This is a genomic window from Amycolatopsis sp. NPDC024027 (assembly GCF_040638975.1).
Classification (GTDB): Bacteria; Actinomycetota; Actinomycetes; order Mycobacteriales; family Pseudonocardiaceae; genus Amycolatopsis.
The window spans coordinates 53,868-70,641 of the sequence record NZ_JBEZYY010000021.1 but is presented as its reverse complement, the minus strand read 5'-3'; the positions used below and the strand labels follow the sequence as shown (position 1 = coordinate 70,641).

Genomic DNA, 16,774 nt, shown 5'->3' with positions numbered 1-16,774 from the left:
CGCCCTGAATGGACCAAAGTCCTGCGGAACAAGGGCGGAAGCCCCGCGCCAGGCGCGGCTTCGGCCGGTTGACTTTTCCGCGTATGCACTGACGTGAAAGGAAAGCGAATGACTGGCTCGGCTTCAGCACTGGTGGTCGGCGTCGACGGCTCGGCGGGCGCGCTCACGGCGGTCCGTTGGGCGGCGCGCGTCGCGCAGGAACGCAACCTCGGTCTTCGCCTGGTCCACGCGCTGCCCGAACTGCCCCCGCCCTACCCGCGGGGCGACCCGACGTTCGAGCAGATCCAGCAGGCGGTTGGTGCGCGAGGCGAGCGCATGCTCGCCGAGGCCCGTGCCGTCGCGTCCGGTACCGGCGCCGAGACCGTGGTGCGCTCGGAACGGCCCGCCGAGGCGTTGCTTTCCGAAGCGGAAGGCGCGGCGATGATCGTGCTCGGGACGCCGGGCCTGCGGCCGCTCGGCCGGGTGCTGCTCGGGTCGGTCTCGGTGGCGCTGGCCGCCCACGCGCCGTGCCCGGTCGCTCTGATCCGGCCGCACGCCGGAGAGGACGAGCCGCCGGCCGAAGGGCCGGTCGTCGTGGGCGTCGACGGAACCCCGGCGGGCGAGGAGGCCATCGCGGTCGCGTTCGAGGAGGCGTCCTGGCGGAATGCGCGGCTCGTCGCGGTCCACTGCTGGCACGAAGCGTTCCTGGCCGCCGTCTTCGAAGAAGGCCGGTGGACGATGGACAGCACGGCGATGGAGGAGCACGAACACGAACTGCTCGCCCAGCGGCTGGCCGGCTGGCAGGAGAAGTACCCGGACGTGGTCGTTGACCGCGTCGTGCAGGCCGGACGCCCGGCCGAGCGGCTGCTCGACCTCGCCGACCGGGCGCAGCTGATCGTGGTCGGCAGCCGCGGGCGGGGCGGGTTCAGCGGCCTGGCCCTGGGCTCGACGAGCCAGTCGCTGATGTCCTACGCGCTCTGCCCGGTCGTCGTCGCCCGCGGGACCCGCGAGCACGCGAAGTAGACCACCGGCCCGACGTAGTTCACGGCGATCACCAGGGTCCACAGCCACTTCGGCCCGCGGACGCGGTCGGCGGGCCGCCGGGCGAGGTCCCACCAAGCCGCCGCGGCGAGCAAGAGCTGCACGCTCGCCGCGGCGCTGATCCCTCTGCGCTGCCGAGTGGTCAGGTCACGCCACCGCTTGTGCTTCCCATGGGGTTCTCCTCTCTTCGGGCTTCCAGGCAACGGCATCGGGATCCGCGCGCAAAGGGGCGAAAGGCCTCTCGGCCGGGGACCGTAGCCAGCCGCGCGAAGCACGGGCCGGCTTCTAGCTTGGCCGGAGCAGGATTTTCGACGGAGGTGGCGTCAATGCGTGGTCCGCTGGTGTCCGACCTGATGAGCCGGCCGGTCGTGTCGGCAGGTCCCGGGGCGTCGTTCAAGGAACTGGCCGCCCTGCTGGCCGAGCGCGGCATCGCGGCGATTCCGGTGGTCGACGACCATCAGCGCCCGATAGGCGTCGTCAGTGAGGCGGATTTGCTGGTTCGGCACGGCCGGGACGCCCGACGCGGGCTCGGGCGGCTGCGGGTGTGGACCAAGGCCCAAGGCCTGACCGCGCGCGAGCTCATGACCCGACGCGTGCCGACCGTGGCGAAGGACGACCCCGTGGCGGGCGCGGCCCGACGGCTGGTCGAGGCGAACCTGCGCTGCCTCTACGTCGTGAACGGCGCCGGCTCAGCGGCGTGATCGACCGGCGTAGCGAGGTTGAGCGCGCGGAGTTGCTCACCGGCGCGGTGCCGGGCGTGATCGCGGTACGCAACCGCTTGAAGTACCTGCAGGACGACGGGACGGCCGCCCAGCCCCGCTGAGGACCCTCGACGAACGGAGCCGGCGATGAAGCGCATCGTGATCCTGGGCGGCGGCACCGGCGGAACCCTGGCGGCGAACCGCCTTCGCCGTGACTTCGGCGAAGGTGCGGAGATCACGGTCGTGGACCAGGACGACGCCCACGTGTACCAGCCGGGGCTACTGTTCGTGCCCTTCCGCATGGCCGACGCCGATGACCTCGTCCGGTCGCGTCCCAGGCAGCTGGCCGGCGGAGTCCACTACCACCGCGGACAAGTCGGGCGTGTGGACATCGACACCGGCCGGGTCCACCTGGTGGACGGCACGACCCTCGGCTACGACGTCCTGGTGATCGCCACCGGCGCGCGGCTGCTGCCGGAGGAGACCGACGGGCTGACCGGTCCGGGCTGGCGTTCGCACGTCGACACGTTCTACGACCTCGACGGCGCCGTCGGACTGGCGTCGGCTCTCGAAGCCTTCCACGGCGGCCGGCTGGTGGTGAACGTGATCGGCCTGCCGGTCAAGAGCCCGCTCGCGCCGCTGGAGTTCTGCTTCCTCGCCGATTGGTACTTCACTGTGCGGGGAGTCCGCGACCGGGTCGAGCTGGCCTACGTCACGCCTCTCGACGCCGCGTTCACCAAACCGGTCGCCGCGCGGACGCTGGCCGGGCTGCTCGAAGCCAAAGGCGTGGAGCTGGTGACCGGGTTCAACACCGGCGAAGTCGACGGCACCCGCAACCGGCTCGTGTCCTACGATGGCCGTGAAGTCGCCTTCGACCAGGCGGTGGTCGTCCCGCTGCACGGTGGTGCGTCCTATGTGGATCGATCGCCGGGACTGGGGGACGAGCACACCTTGCGCTCCGCGCCGACGAGCACACCTTGCGCTCCGCGGCGCGGGACAACATCTTCGTCCTGGGGGACGCCGCCTCGCTGCCCACTTCCAAGGTGAGCTCCGCGACCCACTTCGCGGGGGAGGTGCTGACCCGCAACGTCGGCCAGTTCCTCGACGGCCGCGAGCTCGACGCGAGCTTCGACGGGCACTCGAACTGCTTCGTCGAGACCGGGTTCGGCAAAGCCCTGCTCATCGACTTCAGCTACGACACTGAGCCGCTGCCCGGGCGCTATCCCGCGGACGCCGGCCTGCCGTTGCTCGAGGAGTCCCGGCTCAATCATCTCGCGAAGCTGATGTTTCCCTGGCTCTACTGGCACACCATGCTGCCCGGCCGGGATCTCCCCGGGCTGTCGAGCGCGATGCCACGCGCGGGCAAGCAGTTCCTGGTCCCGATCGAGCGATAGGAGCTCCGCGGTGAGAACCATCTAACCTGCGGTTGATCGTGATCTTACGCGTGAGAAACCTTCCGGCGGTTCCCTGATCACCACGGTGATCACCCCGACCGGGAGGCGACGTGACAAGCATCTACGAGCAGATCGGTGGCCAGGAAGCGCTGGTGGCCGTGGTGGACGACTTCTACGAACGGGTCCTGGCCGACGCGGAGCTGGCCCCGTTCTTCGCCGGGACGAGCATGCCTCGCCTGAAGGGGATGCAGGTCGAGTTTTTCGCGGCGGCCCTCGGCGGACCTGACGAGTACCGCGGGCGGACCATGAAGGACGTCCACCGCGGCCGTGGCATCGCCCAGCACCACTTCGACCTCGTGGCGAAGTACCTCACGGACTCCCTCCTGGCCGCCGGGGTGCCGGAGGAAACGACGGCAACCATCATCGGCGCCATCGCGCCGTTGTCGGAGGAAATAGTCACACCGGGATGAGGAACGGGTGCCCGCCGGGTCGGATCACCGGCGGGCACCCGTGGCGCCGGCTCGCTACAGCGATCGCCCGACCAGCTCCACCAGCTCGACCGTGCGGGTCGCGTAGCCCCACTCGTTGTCGTACCAGCCGAACACCTTCGCCAGGTGCGAGTCCGCCTTGGTCAGCTGCGAGTCGAACACGCACGACGCCGGGTCGCCGATGATGTCGCGGGACACGACCGGCGCTTCGGTGTGGCGCAGGATGCCCTTGAGGCTGCCATCCGAGGCCTCGGCGAACGCGTGGTTGACCTGCTCGACCGTCACCTGGTGCTCGAGCTCGACCGTCAGGTCGGTGAGCGAGCCGTCCTCGACCGGGACGCGAACGGCGACGCCGTCGAGTTTGCCGGCCAGCTCGGGCAGCACCAGGCCGATCGCCTTCGCGGCGCCGGTGCTGGTGGGCACCATGTTGACCGCCGCGGAGCGGGCGCGGCGCGGGTCCTTGTGCGGGCGGTCCAGCAGTGCCTGGTCGCCGGTGTAGCTGTGGATCGTGGTGAGCATCCCGCGGCGGATGCCGAACGCGGAGTGCAGCACCTTGACCATCGGCGCGAGGCAGTTCGTCGTGCAGGAGGCGTTCGAGATGATGTGGTGCTTCGCCGGGTCGTAGTCGCCTTCGTTGACCCCGAGCACGATCGTCGCGTCGACGTCCTTGCCGGGCGCGGAGATCACGACCTTCTGCGCGCCCGCGGCCAGGTGCGCGCCGGCGGCTTCGCGGGTGCGGAACTTGCCGGTCGACTCGACGACGACGTCCACACCGTATTCGCCCCACGGCAGTTCCGCGGGGTCGGCCTTCGCGGTCACCTGGATGAAGTGGTCTCCGACGCGCAGCGCCTCGCCGCCGACCACCTCGACGGGGATGCGCAACCTGCCGTAGGTGGAGTCGTGCACGAGCAGGTGCGCCAGCATCTCCGGGGATGTGATGTCGTTGACCGCGACCACTTCGACCGGGCTGTCCGGGGTTTCCAGCACGCACCGGAGGATGTCCCGCCCGATCCGGCCGAACCCGTTGATTCCGAGCCGTACTGTCATCTTCTTCTCCCTGTCGTCGTTCGTTCCTCCTCGATGGTTCGGCACGCGCGGACATGTCCGTAGAGCCCAAGTTCCCCGAGGCGAGGGCCGAACGCCCCCGGAAACGGCGGAACCGGTGACCTTCGGCTCTAGGGGACGGCGCACCTGAGCCGCTTCCCTGGATACGGCGAAAGGGGAGCCGATGGCCGGCAAGGAGGCCATCACTGCTTTCACCGCGTCAGCCAGCGGGTCGCACCGCGCAGTCCGAAGGCCATGACGTCCCAGCCAGTGCCGGCGTGCACCGGCAATCCGGCGCGGAACCGTCCCGGCACGTACGCGCCCAGCGCCTTCTTGCCCAGCCGCCAGGTGGCCGAGGTGCCCACGCGATAGGCGTCGCCGGCCGCCGGGTCGACGACCACCGGCTGCGCGGCGTCGCCGGTGACCGACAGCGGAACCTGCGCGAAGGTCGCCTTGTCGAACATCTCCCAGCACGCACATGCTGGTCGGTTCGAAGCGGCCTTTCGGCAGGTGCGCACCGGTGTCGGCGGCGATCTGGCCTGCGACAGCCTGCGCCTGCAACAGCGCGAGGAACGCCTGCTTCACTGGGAAGTCGCCGGCATCGCCAGGGGCGTAGACGTCGGGATGGCCGAGCACCTCACGTGTGCTCGCCTCACAGGTGAGGAAACCACGGTCGTCGGTGGGCAGCCCCTCGAACCGCTGTGCCGCGACGTACGGCGGGAACGCGACCAGGAGATCGAACTCCTGCGTGCTGCCGTCGGTGTAGGCGATCTCGAGCTCGCCGACCTTGTCGGGAGTGGCGCCGGTGCGGCCTTCGATGCCACGCTTCGAGAACTCCGAGGCGACGACGTCATGCAGCTTGGGGCCGAACGCCTGGACGTAACTCTGCTCGGACGTCGTGAACGCGAGCTGGACGTTGTCGCGGACCTCACGTCGCCGCAACCAGCTGTCGAGCATCAGGGCGATCTCGTACAGGGGGCCGACGCACTTGTTCCCCGGCGGAACGAGGAACAGGACTCACTGCAGCTGGCCGTGCGCGGCGTGCTGGACCACCCACTGCAGCTGTTCGCCCAGCGCGTGCAGCCGGCCGGGGGACCAGACCGTGTGGGCGTGCTCGGCGAGGCCGGGCACCTCCTCCGGGCGCATGGCAGCGCCGGTGACGATCACGAGCTGGTCTTAGGGCACCGGCCCGCGAGACGTGTGCACGACCCCACGGCCGGTGTCGATGCCTTCGGCGGTCGCGATGTGGGAGCCGATTTCCCTTCTGCTCAACGCTTTGGCCAGCTGAACGTGCAGTGGCGCCTCCGCCGCGCCGAAGGGCAGGTGCGCGCAGCGCGAACGCGGTTTCCAGACCGGCGAACCCGCTGCCGAGCACGACGACGTGGTGGGGGGACATGAATTCCTCCGATGCTCCGGTGGATGGCAGAGGGTCCCCACGATGCCGGGAGCCGGGTGCCGGGGTCAGAGCACTCGGCCGTGCCCCGGGGCGACTTCCGGCCCTTTTCCGTGGTCCCGCGGGGGCGCAGAGTCGATGGTGCACCGGCGCGACGGGAGTGGTGGAGATGGTTACGCGGAAACTGGTCGGGCCGCATCGGCGGGTACCCGCTCAGGACAGCTTGTGGCTGCACCTGGACCGGCCGGAGAACCTCATGGTGGTCACCTCCGTGCTGTGGACGAGGACGCCCGTGGACGTGGCGCGACTGCGCTCGATCGTGTCGGATCGGCTGCTCGCGCGGTATCCGGTGTACCTGCAGCGAGCCGTCCGCCATGGCGGCCCGGCGCCCTCGATCGCCTGGGAGACCGATCGCGGCTTCGACCTCGGCAGGCACCTGGTCGAGCAGGATCTCCCCGCACCGGCGGATCAGGCCGCGCTGGAGGAGTTCGTCGCCGCGCGGCGCAGCAGTCCACTGGATCCCGGACGTCCATTGTGGACCGTTGATCTGCTGCAGGGGTACCGCGGCGGCAGCGCGTTCGTCTGCCGCACCCATCACGCGATGGCCGACGGGATCCGGCTGACGCAGGTGCTGTTCAGCCTCCTCGACCCGGCCGACGGTGGTGGTCCCGCTCCGCACGCGAAGGTCGGCGGCGCCGCACCGCACCGGGAGGTCGTGGCGCAGCCGGTGGTCAGGCTGGGTGCGGCCGTCCTGCGCACGCTCGGTGACACCGGTGCGAAGGCGCAGCAGCAGGCGGCCCGGGTGCACCCCGTGCTGGAAACCGCCGTGGCCATGCCGGTGCTGGGCGCGACCGCGGCGGTGGGCGCCACCGGTGCCGTCGCCGGGTTCCTGGCTTCGGCGTTGGACGGCGGCCCACGCCACGTGGTCGACGCGCTCGCCGGAGCCGCGACGACGATCTGGCACAGCGCCACCGGCGCCGCGGACCTGCTCGGCCCGTCCACCGCGACCGGGCTGTGGGACGGCGAGCCGGGGATCGAGAAGACCGCGGCTTGGGGCGCGCCGATCCCGCTGGCCGAGCTCGCCCGGATCGGCCACGAAACCGGGACGACGGTCAACGACGTCTGCACGGCGCTCGTCGCGGGGGCGCTCGACCGGTACTTCACCGCCCACGGCACCACCCGGCCCGACCCGTCCGATCTCGGCTGGCTGATCCCGGTGAGCCTGTCCTCGTTCGACGACGAGCTGCCGGCCACCCTGGGCAACCACTTCTCGCTCGTGCTGGCCCAGCTGCCGCTCGGGCGCCGGACGTTCGCCGAGCGCCTCGCGGAGGTGCACCGGCGGGTCGCCCGGATCCGCGACTCCTACGAGCCCGTACTGACTTTCGGCGTCCAGTACGCGATCGCGCAGAGCCCGGCCCCGCTCGGCCTGGCGATGAGCCGGTTCTTCGCCGGCAAGGCCGTGGGGGTCCTGACGAACGTGCCGGGCCCCCGCGCGCCGATGACGCTGGCCGGCGCGGAGGTCGAGGGCATCGTGGGCTGGGCGCCGTGCAGCGGACGGCAGGCGATCACGATCTGCATCTTCAGCTACGCCGGCCAGGTGCGGTTCGGGTTCGGTACGGACCGGAAGCTCATCCCCGATCCGGAGGTGCTGGTCGCCGGGCTGGCCGCCGAGTTCGCGACGGCGTCCGCCTGACGTCAGGGCGGGTCTGCGGTTTGCCGTGTTCGCAGTGCCACCCACCGGAGAGCGGCGCCGCGTCGACAGCGAAAAGTGGCTCGTCGCAGCCACGCCGGTCCTGATCAGCCCGCTTGCGATCCAGCCTGGGCGCCCTCATCGACGAGTGAACACGCCAACCTTGAGGACGACACGATCACAGATGCTGGTGCGACCGGGGTAGCCGTTGCAATCGCCGAAAAACGGGCGGATATGCGTCGGTAGGCTCCTGAGCTGGGAATCTTCGGAGCTCTCGCGGGAGGTGCTGGTTGGCGACACAGGTGTTCGCGGACCAGGAACTGGAGGCGCTGCGGAGGTCCCGGAGATCGGCCGGGACGAGCTGTTCCGGTTCTTCACGTTGACCTCGGCGGACGTGGCGTTCATTGATCCCGGCCGGGGCCGAGGCCCCGCAGACCGGCTCGGGCTTGCAGTTACCGTGGCTGGGGTTCGTGCCAGACGACGTCGCGGCTGCGCACAGGGTGGCGGTGGTGCGGCTGGCGGAGCAGCTCCGGGTCGACCCGGATGCGATCCGGTCCTACGGGCGCCGGGCCAAGACGCGGACTCAGCATCTTCGGCTGGCGGCCGCGTATCTGGGGTGGCGGGCGCCGAAGACGTTGGAGCTGAAGGAGCTGGACGAGTTCCTGTTGGCCCGCGCGTTGGAGCATGAATCGCCGTTGCTGTTGTTCCGGCCGGCGTGCGAGTACCTGATCTCGGCGCGGGTGATCCGGCCGGCACCGGTGACGGTGGTGGAGCGGGTCGCGCGCCGGGAGGAGGCGTGGCGGGAGACGTTCGACCGGCTGGCGCACGAGTTCACCGAGCAGAGGTGCACTGGGCTCGATAGCCTGTCGGCGGTCGACCCGGAGATCGGGATGACCCGGCTGCGGTGGTTGGGCCAGGGGCCGGTCGAGGCGTCGCCGGCGGTGAAGGCCGAGGTGGCGAAGCTGACGTTCCTGCGCGGGGTGGACGCGCACACGCTGGATCTGCCGGTGCTGCCGGCGGACCGGCGCCGGTTCCTGGCCACGGTCGGCCGGCGCCTGACGTCGCAGGCGCTGCAACGCCGCGAACCGCAACGCCGGTACCCGATCCTGCTCACGTTGCTGGCGCAGTCGGCGACCGACGTGCTGGACGAGGTCGTGCAGTTGTTCGACCAGGCCGTCTCGGCGCGGGAGAGCAAGGCCGTGCACAAGATGCGCGACGCGCTGGCCGAGCGCGGGAAGGCCGGTAAGGACCGGCTGGCCGCTGTTGGACGCGATCCTGGCCATCGTCGCTGACCCCGGTATCCCGGACGCGGTGGCAAGACACTGCGGGTGGTGTGGCCGGAGGCTGGAGCAGGGACCACGGTGGGGCGGCGGCGCCGGTACTGCGGCCAGTCCTGCCGCCAACGTGCCTACGAACGGCGAGGCGCGCTCCAGCGCACGGGCCCGCCGGAAGACGCCGTCGTGCTCTCCGACACCGAGATCGCCATGTTGCTGGACCGGCTCTTCCAACTGCGCTGCGCCGCCGAGGACGTGGTCACCGCCGCCGAGGCCGAAGAACTCGCCGGACGGCCCGCGAACTGGCGCACACCGCCCGGGACCTGGAGCGGCTGCGCTAACCCGTTCGCCCGAAAGGACAGTCCGCGTGGCGGGTGACCGGGTGGTGCGCCGCCGGAATACTGGTTGACATGCGCGCGCACCAGGATCGCGAAGCCGGGTCACCGAAGCGGCACCAGGCACCTGCGGGAGTGGTGGCCCGTGACGGCGAGGTCCTGCGGCTCCAACGGCTGGCAGGCAACACCGCCGTGTCCAGTCTGCTCGGCAAGAGACCCGCACAGCGCGTTCTGGATGAAGGATTCAAGCACGGGGGCACACCGACTCCGGACGAGCTTGCGGCGTGCCAGGCATTCGCCCGGAAAGTCAGCGGTTTCGTCGACGAAGCCCACCGACAGCTGCTGGCCGGCGATGTCGCGGGATGGCAGGGCGAAAAGATCAACACCTTCGTGAATCTGCTGCAACAGGGCAAATCGGTCGCTCTGGCCTGGGCGGGCAATGCGATCGAGGAACGCGTTTACACGCTGATGCGCGGCACGGACATGATCCTGACCTGGGTGCCCCAGTTCGCCGAGGGAATGGGCGGGGCATCGCTTCCCGACATCGTCATCACTCTGAGCGATAGCCCATTGAAGCAGGCCCTCATCGACGTTACCTCGGATCGGTATCACATCCTGGGAAAGGCAGGTGGATGGACGACATCGCAACGGTACGTCTATGTCGCCGAGGCCTGGTTCCCATCGGTTCAAGCCCAGCACGTGCCGACCATTCTGGCCGGCCTGAAAGCCGGCGGCTTGGACGCCGCGGAGGTCGAAAAGAGGATCAAGGAAGCCGACGCGGAGCGTGCACGCGCCATCGAGGCACGAACCGCCGAACTCAGGGCCGCCCGCGATGAGTACAACGGGTACGTCACCTTTGCCAGGCTGATCAAGGGAAAGTTCAAGGGCGACCGGAAGGCGGCACTGGCCTGGGTGCGCGCCAACGGTCTCGGCCAGGTCAAGGGCGTGCCCAAAGTGAAGGGCAAGAGGAAGCCCTCGCTGGAGACGAAGACGATGATGAAGCGCCGCGCCGCGAAAGCCAGAGAGCTCGCGAAGGCCGAAGCGCTGGCCGGCGCCCGGTCCCACGACGACGGGCCATCGGCGCGCGCGTCCAGTCTGCCCGACAGTGACGTCCTGTCCGACAGCGACGTCATGGACCAGGAAGCCTTCACCGATAGCGAGGACGAGTTCGAGGATGCCGAGGCCCTCGAGTGACGTGGGTGAAACAGTCGAGGTAGCCGGTGCGCTTGTCCAGCTCGATCAGCAGTGCCACGGTCGGCGCGAACGGCAGCATCTCCGTGAGTTCCACCTACAACGCCGTGGCCCCAGCCGGGATGTCCTCGGCCGACAGCGGCGAGATCACCCAGATCCCCCGCCTCGTCCAGCCGGACCGGGCCGTCCCCACGGGCCAGGACCTCCTCCAGCTCGCCGAGCGCCTCGTCGAGCTCGTCCTGCGCCTACGCCGTGACCCGCGGCCTGCGGATCCCGATGGGAGACAGCGTCGAGCTGCTCGCGGACCTCTTCGAGCCGGAGGGACCGGCCTCGGAACGATTCTCGTCACCTCGCCGTACGGCTGGAACCTCTACGGCGCGGCCATGACCGGCGGAATGTTCGCCGGCCGCGGTTACCGCGTCCTGCTCGTCCGGTGCCGCGGCACGTTCGGCTCGGGCGGAACCTTCGAACCGTTCATGCGGGAAGCCGACGACGCGGCCGACATCGTCGCGTGGATGCGCGAGCAGCCGTGGTTCGACGGGCGCTTCGCCACCCACGGCTACTCCTATCTCGGCTTCACCTAGTGGGCGTTGCTGATGGACCCCCGCCGGAGCTGGTCACCGCGGTCATCGTGTGCGCGCCGCACGACTTCGGAGCGTTCGTCTACACCGGCGGGGCGTTTCTGCTCAGCACGATGTTCGAATGGTCGTTCGTCGCGACGAAGCAGGAAAGCCCATCGTGCCGCGCATTGCCGCGGTTTTGTCCGCCCGGCGCCGGATCGCGAAGGCCCTGACCGCGCTTCCGCTGGCTGACGCCGCGGAAGAGGTGATGGGCGAGGAGGCGCCCTGGTTCCGCGAGTGGATCAGCCGGCGGGATCTGGGCGATCCGTGGTGGAGGCGCGCCGACCTGACCGAAGCGCTGGACCGGGTGAACGTCCCTGTGCTGCTTCAGGGTGGCTGGCAGGACGGATTCCTCCGGCAGACGCTGGCCGCGTACGCGCGGCTGGCCGGCCGGGGTGTCGACGTTGGGCTCACGATGGGCCCGTGGACGCATGCGCAGGGAGGTGCCGCGGGTACCCGCGTCCTGCTTCCGGACGCCCTCGCCTGGTTCGACGAGCACCTGGCCGGCGACCGGCGCCGCGCCATGCCGGTCAAGGTGTTCGTCAGCGGTCCGGGCCAGGAGTGGCGCGACCTCCCCGCCTGGCCGCCGGCCACGGCCGAGCACATCCTTCATCCCCGCTCCGGCGGGCTCCTGGCCGCTCGACCGGCCGACCCGGGGGAAACGAGCGAGTTCACCTACGACCCGGCCGACCCGACTCCTACCTGCGGTGGCGCGTTCGTCACGCAGGTTTCGCCGGGGGTGACCGCGGGCTACACGGACGACAGTGTGCTCGCTTCGCGTGCCGACGTGCTGGCCTTCACATCGGGCCCGTTGACCGAGGAGCTCGAGGTCCTCGGCAGCCCGGTTGTCGAACTGGGTCACACGGCCGACAACCCTTTCGCCGACTTGTTCGTCCGCCTGTCCGAAGTGGACACCCGAGGCCGTTCACGCAACGTTGCCGACGGGTTCGTCCGGCTCGCTCCGTCGACGCCGCCGGGCGTGGTCCGGGTGGAGCTCGACGCCACCGCGCACCGGTTCGCGCCGGGTAACCGGATCCGGCTGATCGTCGCGGGCGGGGCGCATCCGCGCTGGGAGCGCAACCTCGGAACCGGCGACGACCCCGCTACGGCGACGGAGAGGCGGCCGTCACACCGGACGATCGACCTGGCGATCTCCCGGGTCGTCGTCCCGGTGACCCCACCCCCGGGACGTGACGGACTCAGGGGCCGTCGCGCGCAGGGCCTGGACCTCCCGTTCGATCGCCTTGGCCAGCAGGTCCGTTTCAGGGATTGTGTCGGCGTCGGAGGTGATCCCGAAGGTGACCCGACCGGCGTAGCTGAGCATTGCCACGCCGGTCCGGACGCGCAGCGCGATCGGGACGTACGGGTAGATCTCGACGATCCGGCGGCCGAGCGCGGACAGTGGTTCGGCCGGGCCGCGCACGTTGGTCGTCACCGTGACGATGTTCCGCTGCGGCAAGTGCGCGGCGGCCCGGATCGCCCAGGCGACCGGCGCGAACGGCTCGTGCGCGGCGGTCGCGGTGACCAGGGCGCCGGCGTCGGCTTCCTTGCCCGCCTTGAGCGCGTCCAAGCGGCGGTGCACGCGGATGAGGCGCTGCACCGGGTCGGCCAAGTCGACCGGCAGCAGCGGCAGCAGAAGCGAGACTTCGTTGTCCAGGGCGGTCCCGGTCCGCACGGACACCGGCACCAGGGACCGCACGTTGTCCGCGGCCGGAGTCTCGCCGCGGTGCAGCAGGAGTTCCCGGAACCCGCCGGTGACGGCGGCCAGCAGGACGTCGTTCACCGTCACGTCGTGTGCCTTCGCCACGGCCTTCACGTCGGCCAGTGCCACCGACGCGGTGGCGTACCGGCGGTCCCGCCCCAGCGGTCCGGTCAGCGGGGTCGGCGACGCGGGCAGCAGCGCCGACGTCATCGCGGCGAGACCGCGGGCGGCGTCGCTCACGCGGCGGGCCAGCCGATTCGGGTGCAGCAGTTCCCGGCCGACCAGGCGCGCCTGGTCCCACGGCGTGCGCAGCAGCGAACCCGCCGCGTCCAGCAGCAGTCTGGCCGCACCGGGGTCGGGCGCGGTCTCGCTTCGGGCTGGTGCCGGTACGTCCCCGAAAAGGATCGTCTGCAGCCGCGTGGCGGCGAGGCCGTCGGCCAGTGCGTGGTGCAGCTTGGCCAGGATCGCCCAGCGTCCGTCCGGCAGTCCCTCGATAACCCAGAACTCCCACAGCGGCCGGTCGCGCTCGAGCCGTTCGCCCATCAGCAGGGCGACGAGCTCGCACAGCGCCGACTGGTCGTGCGGTTCGGGGAGGGCCACCCGGCCGAAGTGCGCCGCGGCGTCGAACGCCGGGTCGTCCACCCAGGCCGGCGGGCCCAGGTCGAACGGCACCGTGCGGATCTTCTGGTGGTAGCGCGGGATCCTGTCCAACCGGGCACGCACCGCGGCGACGAACTCGTCCTGGCCCGGTGCGGGCCCTTCGGCGATCGCGATCGAAGCGATGGCCAGCGACGAGCTGGGGTCCTCGTCCTCGATCTCCAGGAAGTCCGCATCGAGGGGGCTCAGGCGGTCCATGACGTCCTCTCGATGGCCGGCGCCGCGCCCTGGTCGCTTCCGCAGCCGACGAGGGTGCGGCCGCATACTGCTGCCACGAGGATCGTCGCCGGGCGCATCGTCAGCTCGTTCGGGTCAGGGCGTCACGGCGGCGTTCGTACTCTTCCTGATCGATCTCGCCGCGGGCGAACCGCTCGTCGAGGATCCGGCGCGCGGTCTCGCCCGGCGTTGGGGGCTGCGGCCCCCGACGGGCCAGGACGAACGCAAGGCTGACGAGTGCGGCCAGCACCAGCACCATCAGCACGAGCATGCCGATGCCACCGGCCCAGCCCATCGTTCCGGGATACCAGTAGTGCATGACCGGCTCCTTTCTAGTGGCTCTGGAAGTGCCTGGGGGGAGCTTCGAGCGGCAGCAGCACGTCGGCGAGGTGACGGCGCGGGGTCGCGGGCAGCGGGTCGGCGTTGGCGGGGGCCCAGCCGATGCGCAGCACCATCTGCGGGTACGACCCGCCGGTGACCCGCTGGGTCACGGTTTCGCGGACGTCGGGCAGTTCCAGCGGCTCGGTGAGCGGGCACGAAGACAGGCCGAACGCGTTCGCGGTGAGCAGCACGGCGCTGGTCGCCTCGCCCGCGCGCAGCCGCGACATCCGGTCGTCGGACGCGGTGCTCAAGACCAGCAGCACCGTCTCGTCGTCCTCTGCCTTGGCGTCGGCCGGCTGGGACAGGAGCGGGTCGGCGAACGGGCGCGCCCGCAGCGCGCCCGGGGTGTCGTCCGGGGCCGGGGCGTTGCGGGCCGGGACACCGTCGGGGGAGACGTGGCGGCCGCTCCAGGCCGCCAACTCGGTGCGGTAGGCCGGGTCCGCGGCGTGCCGCTGCGAAGCCTCTTCGATCGCGGTGGCCAGGTGATACCGCCCGGAGTTGTCGGCGACCTGCAGGACGGTGCCTTCCAGGGCCGCGGCCTTGGCCATGGCTTCGACGTGCCCGCGGGGCACGGTCCAGGAGCTGTGCCGGCGCCGGTCGGTCCGGCGCCGCGGGATCGCCGCCGCCATCGCGACTTCGTCCTGCGACGGCTGGTGCTGCCGCAGCGTGATCGCCGCGAGGTGGTCGGGCTCGTCCGGGTTCGGCAGCCGGTGCACTTCGGCGGTCCAGCCGAGCGCGGCGAACGCGATGCGGAGGTGGTGCAGGGCCGCGCCGCAGCTGAGGATCAGGTCGCGGCCGTCGGGGTCGGTTTCGTGCAAGAGGCGGTCGGGGTCGGCGTAGAGGTGCAGGGAGCTGTGCCCGATCCGCCAGTACCACGGCTGGGAATTGTGCACCGACGGCGCGCGGACGGCCATCGCCACCGCGGTCTTGACGGTGAACTCGTCCGGAAATGCTCGCTCCATCATCGGCCTTCCTCGTGTTCGGGGTGTTCTGCTGAGTCGAGCTTCGCACCGCCCACCCCGCCGGCAGCAGGGCCGGAATGCCTCTGGGCGGGGGACTTTGGGTGCTCCGGCGCCAGGTACGCCAGCGCCCGCGCGAGCGATTCGGCCGGCGTGCCCGTGGTCGGCAGCGGGTGCGCTTCGGGCCACGGGTCGGCGTCCGCGGCCATGCGGCGCGCGATTTCGGGGCTGGCGTCGGACAGGGTGCCCGCTCGGCCGGTGATCCGGTGCGCCGCGGTCTCTCCCGGCGCTTGGCAGCTCACCGCGGCCAGCGGGGTGCACGTCCGCTCGGCGGCCTCGGCGGCGAGACCACGGTGCCGGGCGGAGTTCCACGACGCGTCCAGCACGGCGGTTTCGCCGAGCGCGAGCAGTTCCCCGGCGCGGCGCACGAGCTCCGTGTAGGTCGCGTCGGTGTGGCGGTTGTCGTAGAGCCCTTGCCGGTAGGCCTCCGGGGCCCGCGGGGCGGGTTCGAGGGCGGCCAGCTCCTTCCGCAGCCGATCCGACTGGAGCAGCGTCGCGCCGAGCCAGTCGGCCAGCCCGCCGGAGATCGTCGACTTGCCGGTACCCGGCTCTCCGCCGACGAGGATCAGGCGCACCTGACCCAGCCGGAGATGCCGCAGCGTGAGGTCGGCGTACTCGCGCGCGAGCGCACCCGCGTCCGGATCGCCCTGGGCGTGCCGGAGACAAGCCACCTTGACCCGGACGAACGCGCGGTAGGCCAGGTAGTGGTGAACCAGCGCCGGGGGAGCGGAGTCGCCCGCGAACTCGCGGTAGTCGGCGAGCAGCTGCTCCGCGAGCGCCGGGGCGTCGAGCCGTTCGAGATCCATGGCCAGGAAGGCGACGTCGTCGAGGACGTCGACGTGCCGGAGGTGGTCGTCGAACTCGAGGCAGTCCAGCACACGCGGGCCGTCGTCGAGGCAGAAGACGTCGTCGGCCAGCAGGTCACCGTGGCCGTCGACGACGTGGCCGTCGGCGATCCGGCGGTCGAACAGCGCGGCACGCCCGGCGAGGAAGTCCTCGGCCAGCGCTTCGATCTCGATCGCCGTGGCCGGGTCGAGCACATCGCCGTGGAACGGCCGTACCTGGTCGAAGCTGGCGCGCCACCGGTCCCGGACCGCGTCCCGGGTCTCGTCGGCGTCGATCCCGGGTCCGCGTTCGGCCGCCGAGTGGAAGACGGCGAGCTGCCGGGCCAGCCGCCGGATCGTCGCGTGCAGCGGTGCGCTCCGGCGGACCAGGGCGGACAGGCGGCGGTCCTCGGGCATGCGGCGCATGACGACGAGGTGGTCGCACACGGCGCCGTCCGGCCCGGTGACGTCGGCGACGCCGAGGTAGACGTCGGGGGCCAGCCGGCGGTTCAGCTCCACCTCCCGGTGGCACACCCGTTCCCGGGTCTCGCGGGCGGAGAAGTCGAGGAAGCCGAGATCGACCGGCTTCTTCAGCTTGTAGGCGAGGTCTCCGACGAGGAAGACCGCGCCGATGTGGGTTTCGTGCACATCGGCCCAGGTCCTGTTCATCCCCCGAGGATCGCCGTTCGGCGGGGCTACCGCGAAGGGCGTTAGGTCACCGGCCGGGAGCCGGAAGTCCCGGACCGGGGACGAAAGTCACCGCAAGCCGGGACCGCGGGCACCTGTACCGGCGGCCGGGGACGCACACCATGGACGCGGACGGAA

18 protein-coding genes and 2 pseudogenes are annotated in these 16,774 nt (G+C 71.0%); 13 read left to right on the top strand and 7 right to left on the bottom strand.

The features are described 5' to 3' along the window. Window positions 1-108: 108 nt before the first annotated feature. On the top strand, window positions 109-1,002 hold the full coding sequence (locus tag AB0F52_RS38730; RefSeq protein WP_360181883.1) for a universal stress protein: 894 nt from the start codon (window positions 109-111) through the stop codon (window positions 1,000-1,002). On the opposite strand, the gene AB0F52_RS38725 is transcribed toward AB0F52_RS38730, so the two are convergent. Continuing rightward, window positions 948-1,124: a PLDc N-terminal domain-containing protein gene (locus AB0F52_RS38725; protein ID WP_360181880.1), complete on the bottom strand. Its 177-nt coding sequence runs from the start codon at window positions 1,122-1,124 to the stop codon at window positions 948-950. The genes AB0F52_RS38730 and AB0F52_RS38725 overlap by 55 nt on opposite strands. A gap of 237 nt (window positions 1,125-1,361) precedes the next feature. Between AB0F52_RS38725 and AB0F52_RS38720 the strand changes: the two genes are divergently transcribed. The 5 genes from AB0F52_RS38720 to AB0F52_RS38700 all read left to right on the top strand — a co-directional run bounded on the left by AB0F52_RS38720 (window position 1,362) and on the right by AB0F52_RS38700 (window position 3,585). Beyond that, on the top strand, window positions 1,362-1,721 hold the full coding sequence (locus AB0F52_RS38720; protein WP_360181877.1) for a CBS domain-containing protein: 360 nt from the start codon (window positions 1,362-1,364) through the stop codon (window positions 1,719-1,721). After that, window positions 1,718-1,843, top strand: coding sequence for a hypothetical protein (locus AB0F52_RS38715; RefSeq protein ID WP_360181874.1), 126 nt, complete (start codon window positions 1,718-1,720; stop codon window positions 1,841-1,843). Before AB0F52_RS38720 ends, AB0F52_RS38715 begins: the two co-directional genes overlap by 4 nt. 25 nt (window positions 1,844-1,868) lie before the next feature. Next, the gene (locus AB0F52_RS38710) at window positions 1,869-2,768 is read left to right on the top strand and encodes an FAD/NAD(P)-binding oxidoreductase (RefSeq protein ID WP_360181871.1); all 900 of its coding nucleotides are present in this window, start codon (window positions 1,869-1,871) and stop codon (window positions 2,766-2,768) included. Beyond that, the gene (locus tag AB0F52_RS38705; protein ID WP_360181868.1) at window positions 2,765-3,115 is read left to right on the top strand and encodes a hypothetical protein; all 351 of its coding nucleotides are present in this window, start codon (window positions 2,765-2,767) and stop codon (window positions 3,113-3,115) included. The genes AB0F52_RS38710 and AB0F52_RS38705 overlap by 4 nt, the downstream gene beginning before the upstream one ends. 110 nt (window positions 3,116-3,225) lie before the next feature. Next, complete coding sequence (locus AB0F52_RS38700; protein WP_360181865.1) at window positions 3,226-3,585, top strand: group 1 truncated hemoglobin; 360 nt, start codon at window positions 3,226-3,228, stop codon at window positions 3,583-3,585. 54 nt (window positions 3,586-3,639) lie between these two features. Here AB0F52_RS38700 and gap read toward each other — a convergent pair whose 3' ends face one another. Both gap and AB0F52_RS38690 read right to left on the bottom strand, forming a co-directional pair. Then, complete coding sequence (gap, locus tag AB0F52_RS38695) at window positions 3,640-4,650, bottom strand: type I glyceraldehyde-3-phosphate dehydrogenase (protein ID WP_360181862.1); 1,011 nt, start codon at window positions 4,648-4,650, stop codon at window positions 3,640-3,642. A gap of 209 nt (window positions 4,651-4,859) precedes the next feature. After that, window positions 4,860-5,111, bottom strand: a complete 252-nt coding sequence (locus AB0F52_RS38690; RefSeq protein ID WP_360181859.1) for a hypothetical protein — start codon at window positions 5,109-5,111, stop codon at window positions 4,860-4,862. On the opposite strand from AB0F52_RS38690, the gene AB0F52_RS38685 reads away from it, so the two are divergent. The 7 genes and pseudogenes from AB0F52_RS38685 to AB0F52_RS38655 form a co-directional block, all read left to right on the top strand. Then, window positions 5,101-6,045, top strand: coding sequence for a hypothetical protein (locus tag AB0F52_RS38685; RefSeq protein ID WP_360181856.1), 945 nt, complete (start codon window positions 5,101-5,103; stop codon window positions 6,043-6,045). The two genes, AB0F52_RS38690 and AB0F52_RS38685, sit on opposite strands and share 11 nt — an antisense overlap. 164 nt (window positions 6,046-6,209) lie before the next feature. Continuing rightward, window positions 6,210-7,733, top strand: coding sequence for a WS/DGAT domain-containing protein (locus AB0F52_RS38680; protein WP_360181853.1), 1,524 nt, complete (start codon window positions 6,210-6,212; stop codon window positions 7,731-7,733). A 467-nt stretch (window positions 7,734-8,200) separates the two neighbouring features. Continuing rightward, complete coding sequence (locus tag AB0F52_RS38675) at window positions 8,201-9,022, top strand: DUF4158 domain-containing protein (protein WP_360181850.1); 822 nt, start codon at window positions 8,201-8,203, stop codon at window positions 9,020-9,022. Continuing rightward, a pseudogene (locus tag AB0F52_RS38670) lies at window positions 8,991-9,345 on the top strand (hypothetical protein). The gene AB0F52_RS38675 and the pseudogene AB0F52_RS38670 overlap by 32 nt, the downstream one beginning before the upstream one ends. Window positions 9,346-9,414: 69 nt before the next feature. Further along, the gene (locus AB0F52_RS38665; RefSeq protein ID WP_360181847.1) at window positions 9,415-10,533 is read left to right on the top strand and encodes a hypothetical protein; all 1,119 of its coding nucleotides are present in this window, start codon (window positions 9,415-9,417) and stop codon (window positions 10,531-10,533) included. A 26-nt stretch (window positions 10,534-10,559) separates the two neighbouring features. After that, a complete protein-coding gene (locus tag AB0F52_RS38660) occupies window positions 10,560-11,114 on the top strand; it encodes a CocE/NonD family hydrolase (RefSeq protein ID WP_360181844.1) in 555 nt (184 codons plus the stop codon). A 118-nt stretch (window positions 11,115-11,232) separates the two neighbouring features. After that, a pseudogene (locus AB0F52_RS38655) lies at window positions 11,233-12,264 on the top strand (CocE/NonD family hydrolase); the annotation flags it as partial. A gap of 12 nt (window positions 12,265-12,276) precedes the next feature. Here the strand turns inward: AB0F52_RS38655 and AB0F52_RS38650 are convergent. The 4 genes from AB0F52_RS38650 to AB0F52_RS38635 all read right to left on the bottom strand — a co-directional run bounded on the left by AB0F52_RS38650 (window position 12,277) and on the right by AB0F52_RS38635 (window position 16,618). Beyond that, window positions 12,277-13,707, bottom strand: coding sequence for a wax ester/triacylglycerol synthase family O-acyltransferase (locus AB0F52_RS38650; protein WP_360181841.1), 1,431 nt, complete (start codon window positions 13,705-13,707; stop codon window positions 12,277-12,279). A gap of 100 nt (window positions 13,708-13,807) precedes the next feature. Beyond that, window positions 13,808-14,044, bottom strand: coding sequence for an SHOCT domain-containing protein (locus tag AB0F52_RS38645; protein ID WP_360181838.1), 237 nt, complete (start codon window positions 14,042-14,044; stop codon window positions 13,808-13,810). Between the two features lie 13 nt (window positions 14,045-14,057). Then, window positions 14,058-15,068 carry an NAD(P)H nitroreductase gene (locus tag AB0F52_RS38640; protein WP_360182254.1) on the bottom strand — a complete coding sequence of 337 codons (1,011 nt, stop codon included), beginning with the start codon at window positions 15,066-15,068 and terminating at the stop codon, window positions 14,058-14,060. Continuing rightward, a complete protein-coding gene (locus AB0F52_RS38635; protein WP_360181835.1) occupies window positions 15,068-16,618 on the bottom strand; it encodes an AAA family ATPase in 1,551 nt (516 codons plus the stop codon). The genes AB0F52_RS38640 and AB0F52_RS38635 overlap by 1 nt, the downstream gene beginning before the upstream one ends. Window positions 16,619-16,774 lie beyond the last annotated feature (156 nt).

What these genes read in the sequence shown, in the direction of transcription:
- AB0F52_RS38650 (WP_360181841.1), bottom strand. Translation starts at nt 13,707, where the DNA reads ATGGACCGCCTGAGCCCCCTCGATGCGGACTTCCTGGAGATCGAGGAC.
- AB0F52_RS38730 (WP_360181883.1), top strand. Translation starts at nt 109, where the DNA reads ATGACTGGCTCGGCTTCAGCACTGGTGGTCGGCGTCGACGGCTCGGCG.
- AB0F52_RS38710 (WP_360181871.1), top strand. Translation starts at nt 1,869, where the DNA reads ATGAAGCGCATCGTGATCCTGGGCGGCGGCACCGGCGGAACCCTGGCG.
- AB0F52_RS38690 (WP_360181859.1), bottom strand. Translation starts at nt 5,111, where the DNA reads ATGTTCGACAAGGCGACCTTCGCGCAGGTTCCGCTGTCGGTCACCGGC.
- AB0F52_RS38645 (WP_360181838.1), bottom strand. Translation starts at nt 14,044, where the DNA reads ATGCACTACTGGTATCCCGGAACGATGGGCTGGGCCGGTGGCATCGGC.
- gap (WP_360181862.1), bottom strand. Translation starts at nt 4,650, where the DNA reads ATGACAGTACGGCTCGGAATCAACGGGTTCGGCCGGATCGGGCGGGAC.
- AB0F52_RS38665 (WP_360181847.1), top strand. Translation starts at nt 9,415, where the DNA reads ATGCGCGCGCACCAGGATCGCGAAGCCGGGTCACCGAAGCGGCACCAG.
- AB0F52_RS38680 (WP_360181853.1), top strand. Translation starts at nt 6,210, where the DNA reads ATGGTTACGCGGAAACTGGTCGGGCCGCATCGGCGGGTACCCGCTCAG.
- AB0F52_RS38635 (WP_360181835.1), bottom strand. Translation starts at nt 16,618, where the DNA reads ATGAACAGGACCTGGGCCGATGTGCACGAAACCCACATCGGCGCGGTC.
- AB0F52_RS38640 (WP_360182254.1), bottom strand. Translation starts at nt 15,068, where the DNA reads ATGGAGCGAGCATTTCCGGACGAGTTCACCGTCAAGACCGCGGTGGCG.